This window comes from Streptomyces cucumeris, from assembly GCF_024295805.1.
GTDB classification, from domain to species: Bacteria; Actinomycetota; Actinomycetes; order Streptomycetales; family Streptomycetaceae; genus Streptomyces; species Streptomyces cucumeris.
The window spans coordinates 44,540-68,186 of the sequence record NZ_JANCLX010000018.1; the positions used below are offsets into that span (position 1 = coordinate 44,540).

The 23,647-nt window shown below is 72.6% G+C and carries 21 protein-coding genes; 9 read left to right on the top strand and 12 right to left on the bottom strand.

Annotated elements, in window-relative coordinates; all coding sequences use genetic code 11:
* Positions 1–14 precede the first annotated feature (14 nt).
* A complete protein-coding gene (locus tag NMK44_RS24725; RefSeq protein ID WP_254746695.1) occupies positions 15–254 on the top strand; it encodes a hypothetical protein in 240 nt (79 codons plus the stop codon).
* A 28-nt stretch (positions 255–282) separates the two neighbouring features.
* Here NMK44_RS24725 and NMK44_RS24730 read toward each other — a convergent pair whose 3' ends face one another.
* Entirely contained in the window at positions 283–876 is a 594-nt protein-coding gene (locus tag NMK44_RS24730) for a helix-turn-helix domain-containing protein (RefSeq protein WP_254746698.1), read from the bottom strand.
* A gap of 85 nt (positions 877–961) precedes the next feature.
* On the opposite strand from NMK44_RS24730, the gene NMK44_RS24735 reads away from it, so the two are divergent.
* A complete protein-coding gene (locus NMK44_RS24735) occupies positions 962–2,026 on the top strand; it encodes an NAD(P)/FAD-dependent oxidoreductase (RefSeq protein ID WP_254746701.1) in 1,065 nt (354 codons plus the stop codon).
* Positions 2,027–2,097: 71 nt separating this feature from the next.
* On the opposite strand, the gene NMK44_RS24740 is transcribed toward NMK44_RS24735, so the two are convergent.
* From NMK44_RS24740 to NMK44_RS24750, 3 genes are all read right to left on the bottom strand, one after another.
* Positions 2,098–3,177 (bottom strand): acyltransferase family protein, encoded by a 1,080-nt coding sequence (locus NMK44_RS24740; RefSeq protein ID WP_254746704.1) that lies wholly within the window; start codon positions 3,175–3,177, stop codon positions 2,098–2,100.
* 76 nt (positions 3,178–3,253) lie between these two features.
* Positions 3,254–3,949, bottom strand: coding sequence for a dihydroxyacetone kinase subunit DhaL (gene dhaL, locus NMK44_RS24745; protein ID WP_254746707.1), 696 nt, complete (start codon positions 3,947–3,949; stop codon positions 3,254–3,256).
* Between the two features lie 100 nt (positions 3,950–4,049).
* A complete protein-coding gene (locus tag NMK44_RS24750) occupies positions 4,050–5,048 on the bottom strand; it encodes a dihydroxyacetone kinase subunit DhaK (RefSeq protein WP_254746723.1) in 999 nt (332 codons plus the stop codon).
* A 334-nt stretch (positions 5,049–5,382) separates the two neighbouring features.
* On the opposite strand from NMK44_RS24750, the gene NMK44_RS24755 reads away from it, so the two are divergent.
* The gene (locus NMK44_RS24755; RefSeq protein ID WP_254746725.1) at positions 5,383–6,171 is read left to right on the top strand and encodes an SDR family oxidoreductase; all 789 of its coding nucleotides are present in this window, start codon (positions 5,383–5,385) and stop codon (positions 6,169–6,171) included.
* Here the strand turns inward: NMK44_RS24755 and NMK44_RS24760 are convergent.
* Positions 6,131–7,489 carry an MFS transporter gene (locus NMK44_RS24760; protein WP_254746727.1) on the bottom strand — a complete coding sequence of 453 codons (1,359 nt, stop codon included), beginning with the start codon at positions 7,487–7,489 and terminating at the stop codon, positions 6,131–6,133. The genes NMK44_RS24755 and NMK44_RS24760 overlap by 41 nt on opposite strands.
* 649 nt (positions 7,490–8,138) lie before the next feature.
* Between NMK44_RS24760 and NMK44_RS24765 the strand changes: the two genes are divergently transcribed.
* Entirely contained in the window at positions 8,139–10,157 is a 2,019-nt protein-coding gene (locus NMK44_RS24765; RefSeq protein WP_254746729.1) for a spermine/spermidine synthase domain-containing protein, read from the top strand.
* Positions 10,158–10,277: 120 nt separating this feature from the next.
* Here the strand turns inward: NMK44_RS24765 and NMK44_RS24770 are convergent, their stop codons facing one another.
* Entirely contained in the window at positions 10,278–11,390 is a 1,113-nt protein-coding gene (locus NMK44_RS24770; RefSeq protein ID WP_254746731.1) for a hypothetical protein, read from the bottom strand.
* Positions 11,391–11,610: 220 nt separating this feature from the next.
* On the opposite strand from NMK44_RS24770, the gene NMK44_RS24775 reads away from it, so the two are divergent.
* Positions 11,611–13,116: an FGGY-family carbohydrate kinase gene (locus NMK44_RS24775; protein ID WP_254746733.1), complete on the top strand. Its 1,506-nt coding sequence runs from the start codon at positions 11,611–11,613 to the stop codon at positions 13,114–13,116.
* 34 nt (positions 13,117–13,150) lie between these two features.
* Here the strand turns inward: NMK44_RS24775 and NMK44_RS24780 are convergent, their stop codons facing one another.
* From NMK44_RS24780 to NMK44_RS24790, 3 genes are all read right to left on the bottom strand, one after another.
* Positions 13,151–14,116, bottom strand: coding sequence for a D-2-hydroxyacid dehydrogenase family protein (locus NMK44_RS24780; protein ID WP_254746736.1), 966 nt, complete (start codon positions 14,114–14,116; stop codon positions 13,151–13,153).
* A gap of 71 nt (positions 14,117–14,187) precedes the next feature.
* Positions 14,188–15,066 carry an alpha/beta fold hydrolase gene (locus tag NMK44_RS24785; protein WP_254746739.1) on the bottom strand — a complete coding sequence of 293 codons (879 nt, stop codon included), beginning with the start codon at positions 15,064–15,066 and terminating at the stop codon, positions 14,188–14,190.
* Entirely contained in the window at positions 15,063–15,665 is a 603-nt protein-coding gene (locus tag NMK44_RS24790) for a TetR/AcrR family transcriptional regulator (protein WP_254746742.1), read from the bottom strand. Before NMK44_RS24790 ends, NMK44_RS24785 begins: the two co-directional genes overlap by 4 nt.
* Before the next feature lie 401 nt (positions 15,666–16,066).
* On the opposite strand from NMK44_RS24790, the gene NMK44_RS24795 reads away from it, so the two are divergent.
* Positions 16,067–16,837, top strand: coding sequence for a prephenate dehydrogenase (locus NMK44_RS24795; protein WP_254746745.1), 771 nt, complete (start codon positions 16,067–16,069; stop codon positions 16,835–16,837).
* Between the two features lie 276 nt (positions 16,838–17,113).
* On the opposite strand, the gene NMK44_RS24800 is transcribed toward NMK44_RS24795, so the two are convergent.
* A complete protein-coding gene (locus tag NMK44_RS24800) occupies positions 17,114–18,250 on the bottom strand; it encodes an MGDG synthase family glycosyltransferase (protein WP_254746943.1) in 1,137 nt (378 codons plus the stop codon).
* Positions 18,251–18,381: 131 nt separating this feature from the next.
* Here NMK44_RS24800 and NMK44_RS24805 point away from each other — a divergent pair, with 131 nt between their 5' ends.
* From NMK44_RS24805 to NMK44_RS24815, 3 genes are read left to right on the top strand one after another with little or no spacing between them, the layout of a single operon-like run.
* Complete coding sequence (locus NMK44_RS24805) at positions 18,382–19,200, top strand: SDR family NAD(P)-dependent oxidoreductase (RefSeq protein ID WP_254746748.1); 819 nt, start codon at positions 18,382–18,384, stop codon at positions 19,198–19,200.
* Between the two features lie 6 nt (positions 19,201–19,206).
* Positions 19,207–20,178: a DMT family transporter gene (locus NMK44_RS24810; protein ID WP_254746751.1), complete on the top strand. Its 972-nt coding sequence runs from the start codon at positions 19,207–19,209 to the stop codon at positions 20,176–20,178.
* Between the two features lie 23 nt (positions 20,179–20,201).
* On the top strand, positions 20,202–20,915 hold the full coding sequence (locus NMK44_RS24815) for a polysaccharide deacetylase family protein (RefSeq protein WP_254746945.1): 714 nt from the start codon (positions 20,202–20,204) through the stop codon (positions 20,913–20,915).
* Here the strand turns inward: NMK44_RS24815 and NMK44_RS24820 are convergent.
* Both NMK44_RS24820 and NMK44_RS24825 read right to left on the bottom strand, forming a co-directional pair.
* Positions 20,905–22,371 carry a class II fumarate hydratase gene (locus NMK44_RS24820; protein WP_254746754.1) on the bottom strand — a complete coding sequence of 489 codons (1,467 nt, stop codon included), beginning with the start codon at positions 22,369–22,371 and terminating at the stop codon, positions 20,905–20,907. The two genes, NMK44_RS24815 and NMK44_RS24820, sit on opposite strands and share 11 nt — an antisense overlap.
* A 128-nt stretch (positions 22,372–22,499) precedes the next feature.
* The gene (locus NMK44_RS24825; protein ID WP_254746947.1) at positions 22,500–23,375 is read right to left on the bottom strand and encodes a TauD/TfdA dioxygenase family protein; all 876 of its coding nucleotides are present in this window, start codon (positions 23,373–23,375) and stop codon (positions 22,500–22,502) included.
* Between the last annotated feature and the right edge of the window lie 272 nt (positions 23,376–23,647).

Sequence of the window (23,647 nt, forward strand, 5' to 3'; positions counted from 1 at the left end):
AGAGGAGCGGCACCGTGAACGAGGACCGCAGGCGCGAGGAGCCCGGAGACGACAACCGCGCCATACCGCGGGACCTGCCCGATCAGCAGGCTGGGGAAGGACCCGATCCGCTGGACGTGGAGGGCGCGGACCCGGCGCCGGACCACGCCGAGGACGTACCCGACCTGGACGAGTCCGGGACCGGACGCCGGGGGAGGCCCCAGACCGGGGGTGTCCACCCGGAACAGCCCGTCCCCGACGAACCGTCGGGCTGAGCATCCGGGCACCGTGCGGTGGCGCCGGTCAGGTGGCGGTGGGGCGGGCCCTGACGTGCATCCGCTCGCCCTGCGCCCCGAAGAGGGAGAGGAACTCCACCGGCCGGTCCCCCGCGTTGCCGAAGCCGTGCGGGGTCCGGGTGTCGAACTCGGCGGCCTCGCCGGCGGTGAGCACCAGGTCGTGTTCGCCCAGCGTCAGCCACAGCCGGCCGGAGAGCACGTACATCCACTCATAGCCCTCGTGGACCCGCTGCTCCGGCCGTCCGCGCTCGGCGGGCGGCCGGGGCGGCAGGATCAGTTTGTAGGCGTTGAGCCCGCCCAGATAGCGGGTGAGCGGCACGATCGTCTGGCCGTTGCGGGTGAAGGGCCGCGGATGCACCCGCGGATCGCCCGTGGCGGGTGCCCCGACCAGCTCGTCCAGCGCCACTCCGTACGCCTTGGCCAGCGGCAGCAGCAGCTCCAGGGTCGGTTTGCGCTGCCCCGACTCCAGCCGCGAGAGGGTGCTGAGCGAGATCCCGGTCGTCTCGCTGAGCCGGGCCAGGGTGAAGTCACGGGTCCGCCGCAGCGCGCGCAGCCGCGGGCCCACCGCGGTCAGCACGTCGGAGAGGTCATCGTCGGCCATGCCCTCCATTTGCCGCCTTGGCAAAGGTGTTTGTCAAGTGGTGGCGTACACGCGCACGCTGCTTCCACGAACGGAGGTACCGCGTATGAACGGATACACAGCACACCCGGCGGACCCGGACCGCACACCCGCTGAACGGCGCTACGACGTCGTGGTGGTCGGCGGTGGCGCCGCCGGACTGAGCGGGGCGCTCACCCTGGGCCGGGCACGGCGCTCGGTGCTGGTCGTCGACGCCGGCGAGCCGCGCAACGCCCCCGCGGAGGGGATTCACGGGCTCCTGGGGAACGAGGGCACCCCGCCCGCGGCCCTGCTGGCCACCGGCCGTGACGAGGTCCGCGGCTACGGCGGCGAGATCGTGGACGGCACCGTGGTGGCGGCGGAGCCCGGTGCGGACGGAGGTTTCCGCGTCACCCTCGCCGACGGCGGCGCGGTCCGTGCCGCACGGCTGCTGGTGACCACGGGGCTCGTCGACCGACTGCCCGCGCTGCCCGGTCTGGCCGAGCTGTGGGGCACCGATGTGCTGCACTGCCCGTACTGCCATGGCTGGGAGGTCCGGGACCGGGCGATCGGGGTGCTGGCCACCGGTCCCCAGGCGGTGGCCCAGGCACTGCTCTGGCGTCAGTGGAGCGACCGCGTCACTCTCTTCACGCACACCGGACCCGAGCCGGGGGAGCAGGAGTACGAACAACTCGCCGCACGGGGCATCGCCGTGGTGGTCGGCACGGTGGCCGCGCTGGAGACGGCAGGGGGCGGCCTCTCCGGGGTCCGCCTGGCGGAGGGGCCGGTGATCGCCTGCCACACCCTGGTCGTCGCCCCGTACTTCGCCGCCCGCGCCGACGTCCTGGCCTCCCTCGGACTTCAGACGGTCGGTCAGGAGGTGGCGGGCCAGGAGACCGCCCGCCGGATCGAGGCGGACCCGACGGGCGCCACCGCCGTCCCGGGGGTGTGGGTGGCGGGCAACGTGGCCGATCCGCTCGAGAAGGTGGCCGGTGCCATCGCCTCGGGCGTCCGGGCCGCCGCGGCCGTCAACGCCGATCTGGTGGCCGAGGAGACCCGCCGTGCGGTGGCCGCGCGGCGGGACCCGTTCTCCGCCGAGCGGGAACGTGAGGTGTGCACGGCGGTGCTGGGGGACCGCCGCCACGGACTGTGAGGGAACCCGCGGGGGCCGGGGGCCTGCCATCCACCGGCTCCCGGCGGATGGCATGTCCCCTTCCGCCCGGCCTACTTCCGCAGGGGCCGGAAGGCCCGGTCCACCCGTGGTTCGACCAGCGGACGGAAGACCCTCCGCACCGGGGCGGTGCACAGGACGGAGATCATGGTCACCGCGGCCATGGTCACCATCAGCTCGCCCAGCGGGGTGTGCACCCAACCGTGGTCGTACCAGTCCCCGTAGCGGGATGCCTTGATGATGAAGCCGTGCAGCAGATAGCCGTAGATCGTCCCCGTGCCGAGCGTGGTGAACCACATCGCCCGCCCCGGTACCCAGGCCAGAAAACAGGCCGTCAGGGCGAGCGCCAGCAGGAACAGCGCGGGTGTGGTGAGCAGTCCGGCCCAGCGCGGGACGTCCAGTCCGGTGACGCTCTTGCGGTGGTAGAACCACTCCGCGTCGAACCACGGCGCCGCGGCGTAGGCGGCGCACAGCACGAAGGCGATGAACGGCAACGAGGCCAGCCGGGCCCGCCGGGTGCGCAGCCGTGTGAAGTGTGCCGGCCGCAGCGTGAGCCCGGCCACGAAGAAGGGGAGGAACGCCAGCACCCGCTGGAGCGACAGATCGCCGCCGGACTCCGGTGAGATCGAGGCCGCCGCGGCCACCGCCAGCGAGATCGGCACCGGATGACGCAGCGCCAGCCACAGCGGGGTGGTCAGCCGCCAGATGAACAGCGCGGCCAGGAACCACATCACGTACCAGGGGTCCAGCAGGCTGAACGGCTCGCCCGGGTTGTCCAGCACCCACCGGGAGAAGAGGGTGTACGCGGCCTCGAAGACGAGGTAGGGCACCACCACACTGCTGATGAGCCGTCGGGCCCGGCCGGGCGCGAGGTCGAAGTTGCGCGAGAAGTAGCCCGATATCAGCGCGAAGGCGGGCATGTGGAAGGCGTACACCATGAGATAGACCGCGGTGGCGGCGCGGCTGTCGTAGGTGAGCGGTTCCCATGCGTGGCCACAGGCCACCAGCACGATCGTGAGGTACTTCGCGTTGTCGAAGTAGGGGTCGCGGGTTCTGGATCCGGACGCTTCACCGCCCGTGGGCCGGGTCGCGGCCGGTGGTGGGGTCAATCGGGCGGTGGTGTCCTGTGGCATGTGGTTCCCGGGCACATTCGGTGGAGACGTCAACGCGTCCCCTGCGCCTGCCCGGTTCGGCCCGACCCATGCGGATTCAGTGTTCCGGGAGCCGGTTCAGCACGGTGACCTCCTCGTTCGCGGAGGCGAACAGCAACGCCACGGCCAGCGCCCCGGGATCGGGGACCCCGCGCGAGTGGTCGCCGGTGTAACTGGCGCGGCCGCGCCGGGCGCGCAGCCCGCTGGTGGACAGGGCACCCCGGTGGGCGGCGACCGCGGCCAGATGGAGCGCGGCCGCCGGGTCGGCGGTGGGCGGGCATTCGGCGAGTGCCTTCGCGGCCGGGACGAGGGCGTCCACCATCGTCTTGTCGCCCACGTCGGCCTCCCCGACGCGCTGGATCGCGGCCACCCCGGCCGCGGTACCGGTGGCCAGCGCGGCGGTGGCGGGCAGTGCGGGGGAGGCGTCGTACAGCGCGTCGGCGAGCTCCTGGAAGAGCAGTCCGAACAACGGCCCGCTGGTGCCGCCGACATCGTCGAGGAAGACGCGCGCGGCGGCGGCGAGCGGTGCGGCCGGGCCGTCGCCGTCGGACCGGGGAACGGCCGTCAGGGCGTCGAGGGCGCGCCGCACCCCGTCCATCCCGGTGGCCAGGTTGGCGCCGAAGTCACCGTCGCCCGCCTGCTGGTCGAGGGCGGTGAGCTCGGGTTCGACGGAGCGTACGGAGGCGGCGAAGCTGATCAGCCACGCCGCGACGCTGTCACGGGTCAGGGTGTTCGAACCGGGTCGGTCGGACATGGTGGGGCTCCTCGGGGCGGTCGTGGTGTGGGGCGGGGCTGCGCGCGCTGAGGTGGCGTCACCGCGCGGACCTCTCGGTGCGCACGGCGACGCACGGACCTCACAGCGGCCAGGCCGGGGTGCGGGCGGGGGCGTCCCACAGCCGCAGTGTCTCGGCGTCGGAGGCGAGCAGGGTCAGGGAGAAGCCGCGCATGTCCAGGGCGCTGACGAAGGTGCCGGTCAACGAGCGGTCCAGGGCGACGTCCCGGGTGTCCAGGGCCTTGGCGAGGGCGTGGCGGATCCCGTACAGCTCCAGCGAGGTGATCGAGCCCAGTCCGTTGCAGAGCGCGAGCACCCGGGACCGGGAGCCGTCGGGGAGGGCGGCCAGCAGCTGGTCGGTCATGGTCTCCACCAGCTTGCCGAGCGGTGCGTGCGGGGTGGTGCCCTCGGCGCGTTCCCCGTGGATGCCCACCCCGAACTCCAGGACGCCCTCGGGCAGGCCGAAGGCCGGGGCACCGGAGGCGGGCGCGGTGTGCGCGGCCGCGGCCACGGCCAGACTGCGGGCCCGGCCGGTCAGCTCGGTGCCGAGGGCCGCCAGTTCGTCCAGTCCACGCCCCTCGTCGGCGGCGGCGCCGAGAATCTTCTCGATGAGCAGGGTGGCCCCGGTGCCGCGGCGGCCGACCGCGATGTCGTCGGAGTCGGTGGCGAGGTCGTCGTCGATCAGGACGCGGGCACAGGCGATCCCCTCGTGGTGGAGGCGTTCGGCGGCGATACCGAAGTTGATGCGGTCGCCGGTGTAGTTCTTGACGATGTGCAGGACACCGCCGGGCCCGGCCACGGCACGGCTGGCCTCGAAGATCTGCCGGTTGTGCGGTGAGGCGAAGATCCGGCCGGGGCAGGAGGCGTCCAGCATCCCCATGCCGAGGAAGCCGGAGTGCAGTGGCTCATGGCCGGAGCCGCCCCCGGACACCAGGCCCACCCGGCGGGTGGGGGCGGGGTGGCGGGCGCGGAGGTAGCCGTGGTCGGGGTGGTAGGCGACGAGGTCGGCGTGTGCGGCGGCGAAGCCCGCGAGCGCGTCGGGAACGAGGGACTCGGGTGAGTCACGGAAGTACTGGGGCATGAACGCGGCTCCCTGGGCGAGTGGGGCGGACGGGGTGGACTCGGGGGTCGTGCGCCGGACCCGGTGGTGCGGTGCCTCAGCCAACGATGGTCGCCGTGACAGGGCGACAGGGTGCTCAGGCGGGACAGCAGCGCGACCCCAACGGCCTACTGTCATACGCCGGTCGTGTGCTTTCCGTACTGCTCGGACGGGTCTGCCGGGCGTGGTCCGATGGGAGCAACGGGGGCGATCCGGGACCGGGATCGGGGTACCGGACCCCTGCCGTGGATGCGGACGCGCGGAGGGTGCGAGCATGCGTACGGCAGATGATCGTCCGCACGAGCAGGGAGCCAGGGTGACGGAGACGAGGACGGGGAACGACCGGGGTACGGACACCCCGCTGGCGGGGTGCGCCGTGCTGGTGACCGGCGCCTCCAGCGGGATAGGGGCGGCCACCGCCCGGTCGCTGGCCCGGCAGGGCGCCGATCTGGCGCTGGTCGCCCGCCGTACCGATCGGCTCGAGGAACTGGCGTCCGGGATCCGGGAGCAGGGCCGCTCCTGTGTGGCCCTCACCGCCGATCTGCGGGACCCGGCGCAGGCCCGGCAGGCGGTCGAGGACACCGCGGAGCGGTTCGGGCGGCTGGACGTGCTGGTGAACAGCGTGGGTTTCGTGGCCGCCGGGGACATCGAGGACGGCGACCCCGAGAACTGGGAGCGGATGATCGACCTCAATGTCAGGGCGGTGCTGCACACCGCGCAGAAGGCGCTGCCGCATCTGCTGCGGGCGGCGGAGGAGGGCCCGCGCGGAGTGGCCGACCTGGTGACCGTGAGTTCGGTGGCCGGCCGGGTCGCGCGGGCCCACAACGCCGTCTACTCGGCCACCAAACACGCGGTGGTCGCGTTCAGCGAGGGCCTGCGGCAGGAGGTGACCGCGCGGGGTGTGCGGGTGGGGCTGATCGAACCCGGTATGACCGCCACCGAGATGACGGCCGACAGCACCACCGGGGCCGTGGCCCGCGGTATGCCGCGGGAGCTGTGGCTCCGGGCCGAGGACATCGCCCGGTCGATCACCTTCATGGTCACCCAGCCCCCGCACGCCGCGATCAACGAGATCCTGGTGCGTCCGACGGCCCAGCCGCACTGACCAGTGAGGACGGTGCCGGGTCGGTGACCTCCGCCCCGGCCTTCCCAGCGGTCGCCGCGGGATCGTCATCGGGCAGCCGCAGGAAGAGGGTGAGCACCGCGCTGACCACGTAGAGACCCGCGAAGATCCACATGACACCACCGACGCCGAGCGGCCCGATCGCCAGCCCCACCACGGCCGGTCCGATGAAGGTGCTCAGCCCCGCTCCGAGGTTGAGCACGGACATCGCGGCGCCCTTGTGTTCGGGGGAGAGCGAGGGCATCAGCGCGGACAGTGGTACGTATCCGGCGAGCGTGGCGCCGTAGACGACACCCACGGCCACGGCCACCCACACCTCGGCGCCCGCGGCCAACGGGACGTAGTACAGCAGCAGGGTGCTGGCCGCGCAGCCCAGCCCACCGCAGTACGCGATGGTCCGCCGCCAGCCGAGCCGGTCGCCGATCACCCCGAACAGCAGGTTCCAGACGATGTTGCTCATGAACATCGCGCTGAGGACGGTGAGCCAGGAGCTCATCGACAGTCCGACGGTGTCGGTGAAGAAGAGCGGGAGGAAGACCAGGAACCCGAACTCGGGGGCGGTGTTGATGGCCCGCACCACACCCCCGATCCCGATCTTCGGCTGCTGCCAGATGATGGTGACGCTCTTGAGGAGGGTGGCGACCGGGCGGCCCTCGGCCACCCGCAGATCGCCGTGCGGCTCACGCACGCACAGCAGCGTCAGCAGCCCTCCGGCCAGGACGAGCACGAGCGACAGCCAGAGGGTGAGGTACTCGCCCACCACCGGGATGGTGGCCTTGGCGAACAGCGAGCCCAGGGTGGGCAGCCCACCGGTGAAGGCGAACCAGAACCAGCCGACGGCGGTCCCCAGGCGTCGCCGCGGGGTGGCGGTGGTGATCCAGACCAGGAAGCCGAAGGCGAAGAGCGGATAGCCGAATCCGCGCAGCATGTAGGCGGCCACCATCACGGGGTAGCTGAACGTCATCACGCCGAACACGAGGAACAGCACCTCGCACACGGCCCAGATGCCCAGGCCCGCCCACATCACCCGGCGCGGACCCCACAGCTCCGACAGGGCCCCGGAGGACCACGCCGCGACGGCGGCGGTGATGCCGTAGGCCGACAGCAGCACGGCGACCTGCTGGGTGGACAGGCCGCCGCGGACGAGGAACGGCGACAGATAGCCGGATTCGACCCCGTCGCCGATCATGAACAGCAATAGCCCGAGGAACCCCCAGGCCAGTGGCCGGGGGATGCCGATGCGGTCGAGGAACGTCGCCGACGATGGCCCGGTGTGGGTGGGGGACGGTGCGGAACCCACGGGTGCCTCCTTGCCTAGGACGTCCGACGGCCGCGGTGGCCGTCCGGACGGTCCGGGGTGGCTCCCCGGACCGCACTCAGCGTCGGTGTCTCCGTTCGAAATATCAAGAGCAATGTTAAAACTAACGAATCCACTGTTGCGGCGATGTGATCTCGACCGATGCCATGGTGGTGCTGCCGGAATGGTTGCGTCCATGCGTGATCCGCGGGGAGTCGCGACGTGTGTAGTGCCCATCTCATCGCGGAGCGCGTGACAAGTAACGAGGGCGATGTTAAGTTCCGGTGGAGCACGGTGGCGATTGCGCTCATCAGGTGACGGATGCCGCGCCGGGGGTCACACGAACGCCGTACGGCGGCGTGGGGTCCCGTGGCTGTCGGCGCATCGTGCCGGTGTGCCCTCCCGAGGGTGTGCACCAGGTGTTCCCGTGTCCGTCTCAAGGCGTTGACCTGCGCAAACCATGGACGTGGCGGATGCCGGCGGCGATATGACGAGGTGTCGGCGGTGTGTGAGCCGTACGCTCCGGTGGCGTAACTCCGGTGTTCCGCGGGGCCGCCGTCCGGCCTACGGCACGGCTCGTGCGGGTGCTCGACCTGCCCCGTCTCGGATGACAGCGTGTGCCGACATGGAGCACAGCCCTGGACCGCAAAACGTGCGCGCGAGGCTGCTGCTGGCCAGCGCCACCATGCTCTTCGTCGAGCTGGCGCTGATCCGGTGGACCGGCGCCAATATCGTCCATCTGAGCTATTTCTCGAACTTCATCCTCTTGGGCTCGTTCCTCGGGATCGGCCTGGGATTCCTCATCCCCGCCGGCCGTGGGCAGTGGCTCACCCGCTGGGCGCCCATTCCCCTGGCCGTCCTGGTCGTCCTGGTGCGGGAGTTCCCCGTCCAGGTGCGGCAGAGCAGCGGTGAGGTCATCTACTTCACGGCCGTGAAAACCACCGGACTGCCCCAGTGGGTGACGCTGCCCGTCCTGTTCGGACTGACCGCGCTCATCATGATGGCGATCGGGAAGATGACGGCGGACCAGTTCCGCCGGCTGCCGTCGCTGGAGGCGTACCGCTTCGACCTGCTGGGTTCGCTCACCGGGTCGGTGTCCTTCGCGCTGCTGTCCTGGCTGCGCGCGCCGTCGGTGGTCTGGGGAGTGATCGCCGCGGTGGCCCTGCTCGTCCTGGGCGGTCGCCGCAACACCATCCGGTACACGATCCCGCTCGGGGTGATGGTGGCGGTTCTCGCCCTGGAGTCCGTGGCGAGCGGTATCTCCTGGTCCCCCTACTACAAGATCGAGACCAAACGCTCGACCTCGACCGCCCGCGACTACAACATCTCCGCCAACGGTGTGCCGCACCAGAGCATCGCGCCGCTGAAGGCGCTGACCAAACCGGGCTCACCGTACGACCAGCCCTACCGTGAGACACCGCGCAACTCCCACCGCAACGTCCTGGTCATCGGGGCGGGCAACGGCAATGACGTCGCCCTCGCCCTCGCCCACGGCGCCAAGCGGGTGGACGCCGTGGAGATCGACCCCCGGCTTCAGGAGATCGGTGCCTCGCTGCATCCGGCCCGTCCGTACGACAACCCCCGGGTGCACGTCCACATCAACGACGGCCGGGCCTTCCTGGAGCAGACGAAGACCCGCTACGACCTGATCGTGCTCGCCCTCCCGGACTCCCTGACCCTGGTCTCCGGCGCCAGCAATCTGCGTCTGGAGAGCTACCTCTTCACCCGTCAGGCGTTCGAGGCGGCTCATGAGCACCTCGCCCCCGGCGGCGCGTTCGCCATGTACAACTACTACCGGCAGAACTGGCTGATCGACCGGTTCGGATCGACCCTCACCTCGGTCTTCGGCCACGCACCCTGCATCACCCACTACGGCAACAAGCGGGCCGCGATCATGGTGGCGGGTGTCACCACGCGCGATCAGTCCTGCTCCAGCTCCACATGGCAGCCCTCCGGCAAGGTGCCCAGCGCCGCCACCGACGACCACCCCTTCCCCTATCTGCTCCACCGCACCATCCCCAGCCTCTACATCGGTGTGCTGGGCGCGATCCTGCTGGTGACCCTGGTGTCGGTGCGGATGACCGGTGTGCGCATCCGGCGCACCGCGGCCTACGCCGATATGTTCCTGCTCGGGGCCGCCTTCATGCTCCTCGAGACCAAGAACGTCATCGGCTTCGCGCTCTACTTCGGGACCACCTGGCTGGTCAACGCCATGGTCTTCGCCGGAGTGCTGGTCGCCGTGCTCTGTGCGGTGGAAGTGCGGCGCAGGATGCGCAGGCTCAACCAGCTCGCGCTGCAACTCCTGCTCTTCGCCACCCTCGCCATCGCCTGGCTGATCCCGACCGATCTGGTGCTCGGGCTGCCGTTCGCGGGGCGTCTCGCCGCCGCGATCGCCCTGGCCTTCGCACCGATCTTCTGCGCCAACCTCATCTTCTCCGACCGGCTGGCCGCGGCCTCCGATCCCACGGCCGCCTTCGGGGCCAATCTGCTGGGTGCCCTCACCGGCGGCGCCCTGGAGTACCTGGCCCTCGTCACGGGCTACCAGGCCCTGCTGCTGGTGGTGGCGGTGCTCTACGCGGGCGCCAGCATCACCATGCGGTTCACCCGGCCGGGCTCCCAGGACACCCCGGCCCAGGAACCGCTCACGGTGCAGGCCGCGCCGCGCACCTGACCCTCCGCCACCGACTCCCCGTCCGTCCCCCTACCTCCATCCCGCCCCCGTCTCCCGGAACGCTCCGGAAGACGGGGGCGGTCCCGTTCGGTGCCGCGGTCCACTCGTCCCTGCCGCGGTTCACTCGTACATGATGTAGTCCGGCCGCGGACGGAGGGCGAGCACCTCCTTGGGGGTCATCAGCCGGCTGCCCTCGGCGTCCTCGTCGTAGAAGAGCTTGAACCCGGTGCGCACACCCTCCGGCTGGTCCTTGACCAGCTTGCGCCAGGTGCTCCGCTTCATCCCCGGCGATCCGATTCCGTCCGCGCTCTTGATCATCACCACCCCGGGCTGTGGACGCAAGCCCGACTGGTCGTGCACCACGGACACCGCCACCTGGTGGTAGACCAGCGGCTTCTGCGGCAGATCGTGCTCCTCCACCAGCTTCGACAGATAGCGCGCCACCTCGGTGAGTTCCTTGCCGCTGGTGTGGCCGTAGGTGTCGCCCGGCACCTCACCGGGACCCATGTCCCACTCCGGATCCAGTGCTATCCCCACATCGGGGTGGACGAGCCAGCGGCGCAGGGCCTTCACCTCGTCCAGCGCGGAGGCACGGCCCGGCTGGATGTTCAGCATCAGCAGGGCGCGATGGCGCCGGGCGGCCTTGTGGAAGCGGCGGATCGTGGCGGCGGGTGTGCGGGAACGGTAGGTGCCGTCGGGGCCCGCGCCGCTGTTGGCCACGGTGGCGAGGAGTTCCAGCACGGGCTGCGGCTCCCGGCCCGCGGCGTACGAGCGCGCGGTCTTCTCGATCTCGGCCACCCGGTCGTCGAGATCCCCGGTGCCCAGACGGCCGAGCGCCGCCGCACCCGGGAGTCCGCAGTAGCCCACCAGCCGGTACCGCGACAGCTCCCGGCCGCCGCGGGGCAGTTCGGGGCGGCGCTCGGCCGGGCGGCTGCCCGGTGCGCCGCGGCCGGACCCCGACGGTGGGCGGGTGGCACCTCTGGAGCGCCCGGGGGACGTGGACGGCCGGGCGGACGCCGAACCCTTCGCGGAGGCGTCCGAGCCGACCGTCCGGCCCTGCTCCCCGCATCCGGCGACCAGGCCGAGACCGGCCGCAGCCGTCGCCGTGAGCAGTCCGCGCCGGGTGGGCGAGGCCGCCCGGGTACGGTCCGCGCCGTCACCGGTCCACCCGGCGCCGCCCCGGATTGACGCGTCGTCATCCGGCGCGGTGTTCCCCGATGTGCTCTGAGCCACGTTCCCTCCGTCCGCGGTGCCCGGCGGGGGCCGTGCACCGGTGTGTTCTGCGGGCCGATGGGGCTTGTCCGTGTCCTCACGCCTCTCCGGAACGAGCGGAGGTGAAACGGAATCCGTGGCCTCCATGTGACGAAGAGCAACGGTCGGCAGCCGCGGCGCCGCCGGGGCACCCTGGTGACCAGGAAGACGATCCGGCTCGACGAGAGGTCCCGGGAACGATATGACCCTGCTGATCGGCATCGACATCGGCACCTCAGGCTCCAAGGGCGTCCTGGTCAGAACCGACGGCGCGCTGCTCGCCCAGGCGTCCCGGGAGCACACCACCGCCACCCCCCGGCCCGGCTGGGCCGAACACGATGCCCGGACCGTGTGGTGGCGGGAGCTGACGGAGCTCAGCGCGGAACTGCTCGCCGCGGCCCCGGCCGGGGAGCCGATCGGCGCCGTGGGCGTCAGCGGGATCGGCCCCTGTCTGTTGCCCGTCGACGCCGACGCCACCCCGCTGCGCCCGGCGATCCTGTACGGCGTGGACACCCGCGCGGGCGAGCAGATCGCCGCCCAGCGGGAGCGGTACGGCGAACGGCGGGTGCTCGAGCGCTGCGGCTCACCGCTGACCAGCCAGGCCATCGGGCCCAAACTGGCCTGGGTACGGGAGCGGGAACCCGAGGTCTTCGCCCGCACCCGCCGCTGGTTCATGGCCAGTTCGTATCTGGTGCACCGGCTCACCGGGGCGTACGTCCTCGACCACCACTCGGCCAGCCAGTGCACCCCGCTGTACGACCTGCGGAACGGCGGCTGGATCGAGGAGTGGTGCGAGGAGATCGCGCCCGGCCTCGTATGGCCGCGTCTGGTGTGGCCGGCGGAGGTGGTCGGAGAGGTGACCCCGTGGGCCCAGCGCGCCACCGGCATCCCCGCGGGCACCCCCGTGATCGCGGGCACCGTCGACGCCTGGGCCGAGGCCACCGCGGCCGGGGCCATCGCGCCCGGCGATCTGATGCTGATGTACGGCAGCACGATGTTCCTGGTCGACGTGGTCGACGAGGCCGCCCCCGATCCCCGTCTGTGGTCCACCCGGGGCGCCTTCCCGGACACCTACTGCCTGGCGGCGGGCATGGCCACCTCCGGCGCCGTCACCGGCTGGCTGCGTGACCTCACCGGCATCGGCTACGACACGCTCGTGGCCGAGGCAGCGGCGGTCGCCCCCGGTGCCGAAGGGCTGCTGATGCTCCCGTACTTCGCGGGTGAGCGCACACCGCTCTTCGACCCCGACGCCCGCGGACTCGTCCTGGGGCTGACCCTGCGCCACGGCCGGGGACACCTCTACCGCGCGGCGCTGGAGGCCACCGCCTTCGGGGTGCGGCACAACCTGTCCGTCATGGAGGCGGCGGGCGGGGGCATCCGCCGGGTGACCGCCGTGGGCGGCGGCGCCCGGGAGCTGTGGACCCGCATCGTCTCCGATGTGACCGGCCGGGCGCAGGACGTCCCCCGGTACACCACGGGAGCGGCCTACGGGGACGCGTTCCTCGCGGCGGTCGGGACGGGCCGTGCGGAGGCGGTGGACATCGCCGAGTGGAACCCGGTCGCGCACACCGTGGAACCCGATCCGGCGACGGCGGGCACGTACGACGAGCTCTACCGCCTCTACCGCGAGCTGTACCCGGCCACCCGCGACGCGGCGCACGCCCTGGCCGCGCGTCAGCACGCGGCTGCGGACGGCCCGGCCTCCTAGGGTGTGTCCGCAACGTCCCGCCGGGGCGAGCGGTCTACCGCGCGGTGAGCTCCCGGACCGGATCGCCCGCGAGGAAGGCGCGGATGTCCTCGACCGCCTCGGTGAAGTACCGCTGGTAGTTGTTCCGTGTGACATAGCCCAGATGAGGGGTGGCCAGCAGGTTCGGAAGCGAACGGTAGGGGTGGTCGGGGGCCAGTGGCTCCTCCTCGAACACATCGAGCCCCGCGCCCGCGATCCATCCGCCCCGCAGGGCGTCGGCGAGCGCCCGCTGGTCCACGATCGCCGCGCGCGAGGTGTTGACGAGGAAGGCGCCGGGCCGCATCCGCCGCAGCTCGGCCGCGCCCAGCAGTCCCCGGCTGCGGTCGCCGAGCACCAGGTGCACCGAGAGGACATCGCTGGTCCCGAGCAACTCCTCCAGGGAGGAGGCGAGCCGGACGCCTTCGGCCTCCGCCCGCTCCGCCGTGAGGTTCTGGCTCCAGGCGGCCACCTCCATGCCGAACGCCTGCCCGATGCGCGCCACTCTGGCGCCGATCTTGCCCAGACCGAGCAGCCCGAGGCGGCTGCCGTGCAGATCGGTGCCGACCGTGCTCTGCCACGGACCGCCGTCGCGCAGCGCGGTGCTCTCGGGGACCACATGGCGGACGAGACCGAGGATCAGCGCCCAGGTCAGCTCGACGGCCGGGTCCGAACTGCTCGCCGTGCCGCAGACGGTGACCCCGTGCCGGGCGGCTGCTGCCAGGTCCACGGCGGCATTGCGCATCCCCGTGGTGACGAGCAGCCTCAGCCGGGGCAGCCGGGCGAACACCTCGGCGGGGAACGGGGTGCGCTCCCGCATGATGACCACGATCTCGCAGTCCCCGACCGCCTCGACCAGCGCGTCCTGACCGGTGATGGGCCGGCGGTGCACCACCACGTCCACCGCGTCGCGCAGCTCCGACCAGTCGGCCATCGACAGCGCCACGTCCTGGTAGTCGTCGAGCACCGCGCAGCGCCGCTTCATCGTCGTCCCCTCGCCTGGTACGGGTAGGTCGTTTCTACCACCCCGCGGAAGCGGCGGTGCCGGTACGTGTCTCAGTCCAGCGTCGCGGAGAGCACCTCGGCGAACTCCGCCGGGTGTTCGGCGACGCCCACATGGCCGCCGGGGAACTCCGCCACCGCACTCCCGAAGCGCTCCGCGAGCAGCGCGGCGGGCCGCCGCAGGAGCTGACCGCGGGACTCCCGGCCCGCGGCCAGGACCAGCCGGTCCGCCACGCTCCCCAGGGCTGCCACATCCGGGACGTGGGAGGTGAACTGGCGCAGGATGTGCTCCAGGAAGTACGGCGTGTTGGCGTACATCCGGCTGAGCATGGGGGCCAGATGCGGCGGCAGTTCGTCCGCCGGCGGGCTCTGCGCCCCTTCCCCGGCCGCCGGCCGCTCGCTCTCCCGCTCCCCGCCACCGGTCCCGGCGCTCATCGTGGCCATCGCCGCCGCGACGCCCTCCCTGCGGTACGCCGCGTGCACCTCGGCGAAGAGCGCGCGGTGGCGCTCGGCGTCCGGCAGCAGCTCCACCAGCGGCGGCTCATGGGCCACCACCCGCCGCAGCCGCTCCGGATGGCGGGCCAGCAGGTCCAGCGCCGCGATGGCGCCCGAGCTGGTGCCGAACACACAGGCCGGTGCGCCGTCCGGCGCCACCTCCTGGAGCAGGCGGTACGCGTCCTCGCCGTGCCGCTCCACCCGCTGGTCCTCCGGCGGGCCGTCGAGCGGGCTGCGCGACATCCCGCGCGGGTCGTAGGAGACCACCGTGAAGCGGTCGGTGAAGACCGGTGTCACCGCGTCGAAGAGGGCCGCGTCCGCGGATCCGCCCGGTATCAGCAGCAGCACCGGACCGCTGCCGCGCACCTCGTGGTGGAGGGTCGCACCGGGCACCCGCAGGGTGCCGGTGGTGGGTTCGCCGGTGGTGTGCGCGCTCATGAGGTGCGTCGCCTTCCGCTCGTTCGGGACCCTGAGGCGGGCCAGTTCTCCAGTGCGATGTGCAGGGCCTCGACGGCCCGTTCCCAGGACGCTCCGAGGTCACGGGGGTGCCCGAAGCCACCACCGGCCTCGAGGCTGACGAAGCCGTGGAAGGTGCTGCGCAGCAGCCGTACCGCGTCGGTGAGATCGGGCTCCGCCAGCCCGTAGCCCCGCAGCATCGAGTACGTGAGGTCGATCTTGTGCCGTGCGCCCGCCGATTCGGCGGCCAGGGCGGGATCGATCTGGAGCTGGGTGGCGGCGTACCGGCCGGGGCGCTCCAGCGCGTAGGTGCGGTAGGCGTCGGCGAACGCCACCAGGGCGTCCTTGCCCGAACGGCCCGCCACGGCCGCCCCGAAGCGGTCCGCGATCTCCTCGGCGGCCAGCAGTGCGATCCGCTCCCGCAGCTCCGACACGTTCTTGATGTGCGAGTAGAGACTCGCGTCCTTGACGCCGAAACTCCGCGCCAGCGCGGACATCGTGACGCTGTCCAGTCCGACGATGTCCGCCAGATCCGCTGCCGCCCGCACCACGCGCTCGGTCGTCAGACCGGCACGGACCATGTGCCACCTCCGTGTTGCTCATCGTGCTCATCCGGCAAAAAACCTAGGGGCCCTAGGCAGAAAACTAAGATACACAGGAAGTGTGACTGCACACATCGATTAATCAGCCGGTGGGACGGGGTGCCGGGCGCTTCGCGCAGGACCGCGGGCGCCCTGCAACCAAGGCCACCATCAGGAGTTCTGACGTCTCGTCATCGTGTTTGTGGCGCCACTCTTCCGGATGACATCCGGGGCCCGCACATGGTGTCCGAGGACCGGTTCTTCACCAGAAGTTGGCCTCTCACGAGGGATCCGGACCCCTCCAGTTGTTTTGCGTCGTTGCACACCGGGCACCGCACACTTCTGATAGCAGGCATAATCGCAGCTGCGATGGGCCCAGAGGCCCAGAAAGGGGACGAATGATGGCGCACACGTTGAGCGCGGACAGCAGTGTCGGATCCACCATCGAGGCATTGGAGGCGGAACTCCCGGGGCTCCAGAAGCAACAGCAGGCCCTCAAGGACGATTTGGACGCCGTCACCAAGCGGCTGGAGGCGGTCAGCACCGCTCTGAGCAGCCTTCAGCTGCTCTCCACCGGAGCGGTGTCCCCGCGGGAGGCGGCGACCGCGGTGGCCGTGGCGGCTTCGGTCACCGAGTCCGCCACCGGTGACGCGGCCGCGGACGAGGCCACCGAGGTGTCCGAGGAGGCCACCGCCACCCGTGCCCCCGCCGCCACGCGCAAGGCGGCCATCGGCCGTCAGCGCAGCGGGGGCAAGGCCAAGCCGGCCACCGGCCGGGCCACCAAGACGGCGGCCAAGAAGACCGCCACCGCCAAGAAGGCCACCAAGAAGGCCGTGGCCAAGGCTCCGAAGGCCACCAAGGCCGCCGCGGTGAAGGCCACCAAGGCGCCCAAGACCGCCACCAAGGCCGCCAAGCCCGTGGCGAAGGCCGCCGAGAAGGCCAAGGAGTCCGGCACCGGTTCGGAGCGCGCCACCGGGCTCTCGGACAACGTGCTCGCCGCCCTGCGCAAGGCCGGACGCCCGATGCGGGCCTCCGAGGTCAACGAGGCGCTGGGCCGCGAGGAGACGCGCACCAACGTCAACTCGGTGCGCAACACCCTCGAGCGGCTGCGCTCGACGGACCGGGCCCAGCGCTCCGGCCGTGGCCTGTACGAGGCCGCGGCCACGAGCTGACGGCCCGGTGTCGCGCCGGTTCGGCACCGGCGTACCACACGGTCCCGCCCTCCACCACGGCCGCGCCGCCACCCCACCGCCACCCACGGGCAGCGGTGTTGGCGACGGCGCGCTCGCGGATCCGGACGGGTCGGGCCGACGTGGTCCGCGGAGCCGGCGATCGGCGCGGAGCGGCCCGGGAGAGGGTGGATCCGACAGGCTTCGGCGGTCCGGAACCCGTCGAAGGCCATACGGTCCACCTTCTCCCGCCCGGTCTCACCGCGCCCGGCGCCCCGTTCAGCGTGGCGCCGCCGCGTTCCGCACCGCCTCGGCGAGCCGGGCCGCGGCGTCGTCCGCGAACAGCTCACGCCCCGCCGCGATCCGGCGCTCACGTGTCCCGGACGGCACGGTGAGCACATCCAGCAGCCGGAGCAGATCCCATGAGTCCGTCGCGTGGTCGGACAACCCCAGGGCGGCCATCCTGCGGACACCTTCCCGGCCGTGCCCCGGGATCGGGCGGTAGCCCACCACCGGCACGCCCGTCGCCAGCGCCTCCAGCGCGGTCTGTCCAGCGGCGTTGTCCACCAGGGCCCGGGAGGCCGCCAGCAGCCCCGGCATATCCGGCTCCCAGCCCAGGGCCAGCACCTCGGGCCACCGTGCGAGACCGCGGCGCAGCCGCTCGTCCCGGCCGCACAGCACCACCGGCAGATAGCCGCCCCCGTACAACAGCCGTGCCGTCTCCGCCACCCGGGAACCGGCGCCCCAGGCGCCCACCGACAACAGCACCGGGGGCTGCCCGGGGGCCTCGGCGGTGAACCGCCGCCGCCAGTCGTCGGCGCCCGGCGCGGGTGCGGAGAACCGCGCCGCCACCACCGGGCCGGTGGCCGTGGCCGGACGTCCCAGCGTCCGCCGCACGGTCTCCGCGGCCTCGGCGGAGACGCACAGATACCGGTCGTTGCCGGGGTGCAGCCACTGCCGGTGCACCGAGAAGTCGGTGACCACGACCGCGCTCGGCACGGTCAGCGCACCGCGCTTCCGCAGCCGCCCGGTGAGCTGGGCGGCGAGATGGAACACCGGGACCACCGTGTCGGGCCGCAGCCGTTCCACGGTGTTCAGCAGACTGCCCTCGGCGAGCCCGGCCAGGGGAGCGGTGCCCGGACGCGGACCCGGTCCCGGGCGGAAGAACGCCCGGTAGATGCCCGCGTACAGCACCGGGGCGCGGCGGATCGTCGTCCGGTAGAAGGACCGCAGTCCCGCCCCCACCCCGGCGGGCAGCAGATCCAGCACATCGACCCGGTCCGCCCGGTGGCCCATCGCCTCCAGCCTGCGCACCAGCTCGGCCGCCACCGCGTCGTGTCCCGCGCCCATCCCGGCGCTCACCACCAGCAGACGCCCGGTGGCGGAGGTGCCGGACCGATCGGACGCAGGACGCATGGACAACCTCCGATGGTGCGAGGCGCGCCGGGACATGGCTCACTGGAGGTATCCGCTCCGCGTGCCGTCAAACCGCACCCCGCCGGCCGGTGTCCCGGCGCCCCCGGTCCGCAGCGAGACAGGGAGATGACATGATCCGCCCCCTCCCGGACGTACACCTCCACCGCGGCGCGGGCCGGGATCCGGGGCGTGCCACTCGTGCCGGGGCCAGGTTCGCCCTGGTGACCGGTGCCTCGTCGGGTATCGGCGCGGCCATCGCCGACCGGTTCGCCGCCGAGGAGGACTGGCGGCTGCTGGTCAGCGGCCGCCACCGGGAACGGCTGGCCCGGGTGGCCGGGAGGACCTCGGCCATCGCCCTGCCCGCCGATCTGGCCACCCCCAAGGGCGGTCACGACCTGGTGCGCGACGCGCTGGACGCCTCCGGACGGATCGATCTGCTGGTGGCCGGGGCGGGCGTGGGCTGGGCCGGATCGTTCGCCACCATGCCACCGGCCGCCATCGACCGGGTGGTCGGGGTCGACCTGCTGGCCGCCGTACGGCTCGTCCGCGCCGCGCTGCCGCATATGCTCGACCGGCGGCACGGGCACATCGTGCTGATCGGGTCGGTCGCGGGCAGCGTGGGCGTCCGCGGCGAGGCGGTGTACTCGGCCGCCAAGGCGGCCCTCGGGATCTTCGCCGACTCCCTGCGCTACGAACTGCGCCGGGCCGGGGTACGGGTCACCCATGTGGTCCCCGGTGTGGTGGACACCCCGTTCTTCGCACGCCGTGGCACCCCGTACACCCGAGCCCGCCCCCGGCCGCTGCCGCCCGAACGGGTCGCCGACGCGGTCTGGGACGCCGTCATACGCGGCCGCGAGGTGGTCTACGTCCCGGCGTGGCTGCGGTTGCCCGCGCTGGTCCACGGCGTGGCGCCGGGGCTCTACCACCGACTGGCCTCCCGTTTCGGGTGACACCCGGTGACCATCCTGACCGTCCTGCTGGCCCTGTTGTCCGCACTGGGCAACGGAGCGGCGTCGGTGCTCCAGCGACGGGCCGCGATGGACCAGGAGCGCGAACAGCCGGGCGGAGAGGGCCTCGGCCACGCGGTCCGGCGGCTCGGCCGGCTGTTGTGCCGCCCGTACTGGCTGGCCGGGGGAGCGGCGATGGTGGTGTCGGCGGTGGCCCAGGTGGGCGCGCTGGCGGTGGGGCGCCTCTCCGTCGTACAGCCCCTGCTCGTCAGCGAGCTGCTGTTCACCCTCGTGGTGGGCAGCCTGGTGTTCCGGCAGCGCCCGGACGGCCGTACCTGGCTGGCGTTCGTGATGCTCGCGGCCGGTCTCGCGCTCTTCCTCGTCGCCGCCGACCCCTCGCACGGACAGGCCACCGCGCAGAACGGCCGCTGGCTGCCCGTGGGTGTGGTCGTGGTGCTGGCCGTGGCCGTGCTGGGCGCGGTGGCCCGGGCGCTGCGCGGCGCGCCCCGCGCCGCCGTCCTCGGCTGTGCCACCGCGGCCTGCTTCGCCTGTACCGCCGCCCTGATCAAGGAGTTCACCGGCCGGTTCTCCGACGGTGTGGCCGCGGTGTTCACGAGCTGGCCGCTCTACGCCGTGTGCGTGGTCGGGCTGCTGAGCTTCCTGCTGCTGCAGAGCACCCTGCGCGCCGGCACCCTGGCCGCGTCCCAGCCCGCGCTGACCCTCGGGGACGCGCTGGTGAGCATCGTGCTGGGCTGGGTGCTGTTCGGCGAACGCGTCGAACTGGGGCTGCGCATCATCCCGGAGGCCATCGGCATCGCCCTGATGGCCGTGGGCATCGTCGGTCTGGCCCGCTCCCCCGCGATGGCGGGCGGCTGGGACGCCGACACCCCCGGGGCGGCCGAACCCTCCGCGGCCGCCCCCGCCGCCGTGGACGTCCCCGGCCGCCGCGACGGCCCCGGGAGCCCGGGGAGAAGCCGGTGAGTGCCCGCGGCCGGTCCGGCGCCATGGCGCGGAACACCGCGCTGCTGGTGGCCGCCGCCCATGCGGTTCCGGCCGGCACCTGGCTGGCGGGTCCGCGGCGCGCACTGTTCCCAGCGCTGGCGGGCCACGGCCGCGACGACCACGTCGCCCTCACCTTCGACGACGGCCCCGACCCCCGGTCCACCCCGCGGTTCCTCGACGTCCTGGACGAGCTCGCGGTGCGGGCCACCTTCTTCGTCCTGGGCGAGAGCGTGGTGCGCTATCCGCGGACCACGCGTGACATCGCCCGCCGCGGCCATGAACTCGCCGTCCACGGCTGGACCCACAGCCGTCCCTGGCTGCCCACGGTGGCCCGGGACGTGCGTGAGGTCACCCAGGCCGCGCGTGCCGTACGGATGGCCACCGGTTCGGAGCCGCAGTGGTACCGGCCGCCCTACGGCATCCTCACCGGCGGCCGCTGGCTCGCGGCGCTCCGGGCCGGGCTGCGGCCCGTCCTGTGGTCGGCCTGGGGGCGCGACTGGTCCGCTGACGCCACCCCGCGCTCGGTCCTGGCCACCGTACGGCGCGATCTGCGCGGCGGCGCCACGGTGCTGCTGCACGACTCCGACCGGGCGGCGGCACCGGGCTGCTGGCGCGCCACACTGGCCGCGCTGCCCGCGCTGGTGGCCGAATGCCGGGTGAACGGCCTGGAGGTGGGGCCGCTGGCCGACCACGGACCGGCCGGGCTCATTCGGTGAGCCGGGCCATCCTCCGGGGGTCGACGATGCGGTCGAAGTCCTCGGCGCCGATATGACCGCTGGCGATGGCCGCCTCCCGCAAGGTGGTCCCCTCGTCGGCGGCCATCTGCGCGATCCGGCGCGCCCTGTCGTAACCGAGCTCCGGGCAGAGCGCGGTGACCAGCATCAGCGAACGCGCCACCTGGTCGTCGATCCGCTCGCGGTTCAGCTCGGCGCCCTCGACGCAGTGGATCCGCAGCATCTCGCAGGCATCGGCGAGGACCCCGGCGGAGTGCAGCACGTTGTTGATGACCAGCGGCCGCATCGTGTTGAGCTCGAAGTTGCCCTGACCACCGGCCAGCGCCACACTGCCGTCCTCCGCGAGCACCTGGGCGCAGACCATCAACATCGCCTCGCACTGGGCGGGGTTCACCGCGCCGGGTACCAGGGTGCTGCCGGGCTCGCTGGGCGGCAGGATCAGCTCCCCGATGCCGCAGCGCGGGCCGGACGCCATCCAGCGGATGTCATTGGCGATCTTCATCAGCGGGACCGCGAGGGCCCGCAGCCCCGCCGAGGCGGCCACCATCGCGTCCAGACTGCCCTGCGCCGCGAAGGAGTTGACCGCCACCCGGAACGGATGGCCGGCTGCCTGGGCGATCTCCTGCGCCACCGCCGCGCCGAACCCCTCCGGGGCACCCAGCCCGGTGCCCACCGCGGTGCCGCCGATGGCCAGCTGGTACAGGCCGGGCAGAGTCGCGCGCAGCCCCTCGATCGCGTCGGACAGCTGTGCCGCGTAGCCGGACCACTCCTGTCCGACCGAGAGCGGGGCCGCGTCCTGGAGATGGGTGCGGCCGGTCTTCACCACGTCGTACCAGGCACGGGACTTGGCGGCGATCGCCTCCTGCAACAGGCTCACCCGGGGCAGTACGTGGTCGTGCAGGGCTGCCACGGTGGCGAGGTGCATGGCCGTGGGGAAGGTGTCGTTGGACGACTGGCCCATCGCGACATGGTCGTCGGGGTGCACCGGGTCCTGCGACCCCAGTACCCCGCCGACGAGCTGGATGGCGCGGTTGGCGATGACCTCGTTGACGTTCATGTCGACCTGGGCGCCGGATCCGCTCTGCCACACGTGCAGCGGGAAGTGGTCGTCCAGCGCGCCCGAGACGACCTCGTCGGCGACATGGGCGATCAGATCGGCCTGCCAGCCCGCCAGCCGTTCCTCACGGCCGTTGACCAGCGCGGCGGCCTTCTTGACGGAGCCGTAGGCGTGGTAGACGGCCAGGGGCATCCGGTCCTGGCCGATCGAGAAGTGGATCAGTGCCCGCTGGGTCCGCGCGCCCCAGTACCGGTCGGCGGGTACGTCGATCGTCCCCAGCGCGTCCGACTCGCGGCGGCGGCCGGTGGCGTCGATACGTGTGGGCAGGTCCCACACCTGCGGGACCCCCTCCCCGCCCGGGCGCCCGGGGCGCTCGGTCATCGCGGCGGCCCACCCATACGCATACACCCCGCATCACAGAGATCCACCTCCCCCTGCCAGTGTGGCCCCGCACCGGCCGGGTCGCATCCGGCCCGTCCGGCGGGAGGGCCGGACCGGACACCGGCCGGTCAGAACGGGCGGTCGCCCTCGACGGCCACCCGTTCGGCCACCCTGCGGTGCGGGGCGTAGTCACCCACCGCGTAGTGCTGGGTGGCGCGGTTGTCCCAGAACGCCACATCGCCCGGCTGCCAGCGGAACCGCACCTGGTACTCGGGGGTGTGCGCCTGCCGGCACAGCAGGCTCAGCAGCCGGTCGCTCTCCGCCTGCTCCAGACCGGTGATCCGGGTGGTGAAGGAGGTGTTGACGAAGAGCGTCCGCCGCCCGGTCTCCGGATGGGTGCGCACCACCGGGTGTTCCACGGGCGGGAACACCTCCTGGAACGGGGCCAGCCGTTCGGGCCCGTAGAAGCGGGCGAAACCGGGGATGAAGTCATGGACCGCCGTGGCACCCTCGATCCGCTCCTTCACCTCCGCCGGGAGGTTGTCGTACGCGGCGGCCATGTCCGCCCACATGGTGTCCCCGCCGAACGGCGGGACCTCACGGAGCTGGAGCACGGCGCCGAGCGCGGGCCGCTCGCGGAAGGTGACATCGGTGTGCCATACGTTCTCGAAGGTCACGGGGGCACCGGCGGCCTTGTCGAAGCGGGCGACCTCGTCACTGGCACCGGCCGCGAGCAGCGGGTTGGTCTCCAGCGGCCCCCAGTGGCGGGCGAACGCGCGCTGCTGCGCGGAAGTGAGGTGCTGCGCGCGGAAGAACAGCACCTTCCACTCCAGCAGTGCCCGGTTCAACTCCTCGCGCAGCGCGGGCTCCAGGGGGCGTGCCAGATCCACGCCCCGCACCTCGGCCCCGATGGTGGCGGCCAGCGGTACGACATCGAACCGCCGGTACGGACGGTCCGGCCACCCGTCGGGCAGCCGGCGCAGGGTGCGCTGCCCCTCGTACATCCCGTCCGGCGGGATCCGTGCCTCGCGCAGGGCGGACGGTGGCGTGCTGGAGGTGGTGGCGGCGATGCTCACAGGGGCTCCTGACCGGCGTGGACGCGGTGGTACGGGACGGGCGGATCGCGCGGGGCGGAGCGCCCGCGCGGCGGTCTCCGGCTATCGGCCGGAGCGCTCACACCCGGTGCGGTCCGGGGTGCGCGGACATCCCGTGGTGGTGAACCGGCGCCTGGTCATACGCCAATTCTGGAATTCCCCATGCGGCCCTGTCAATGCTG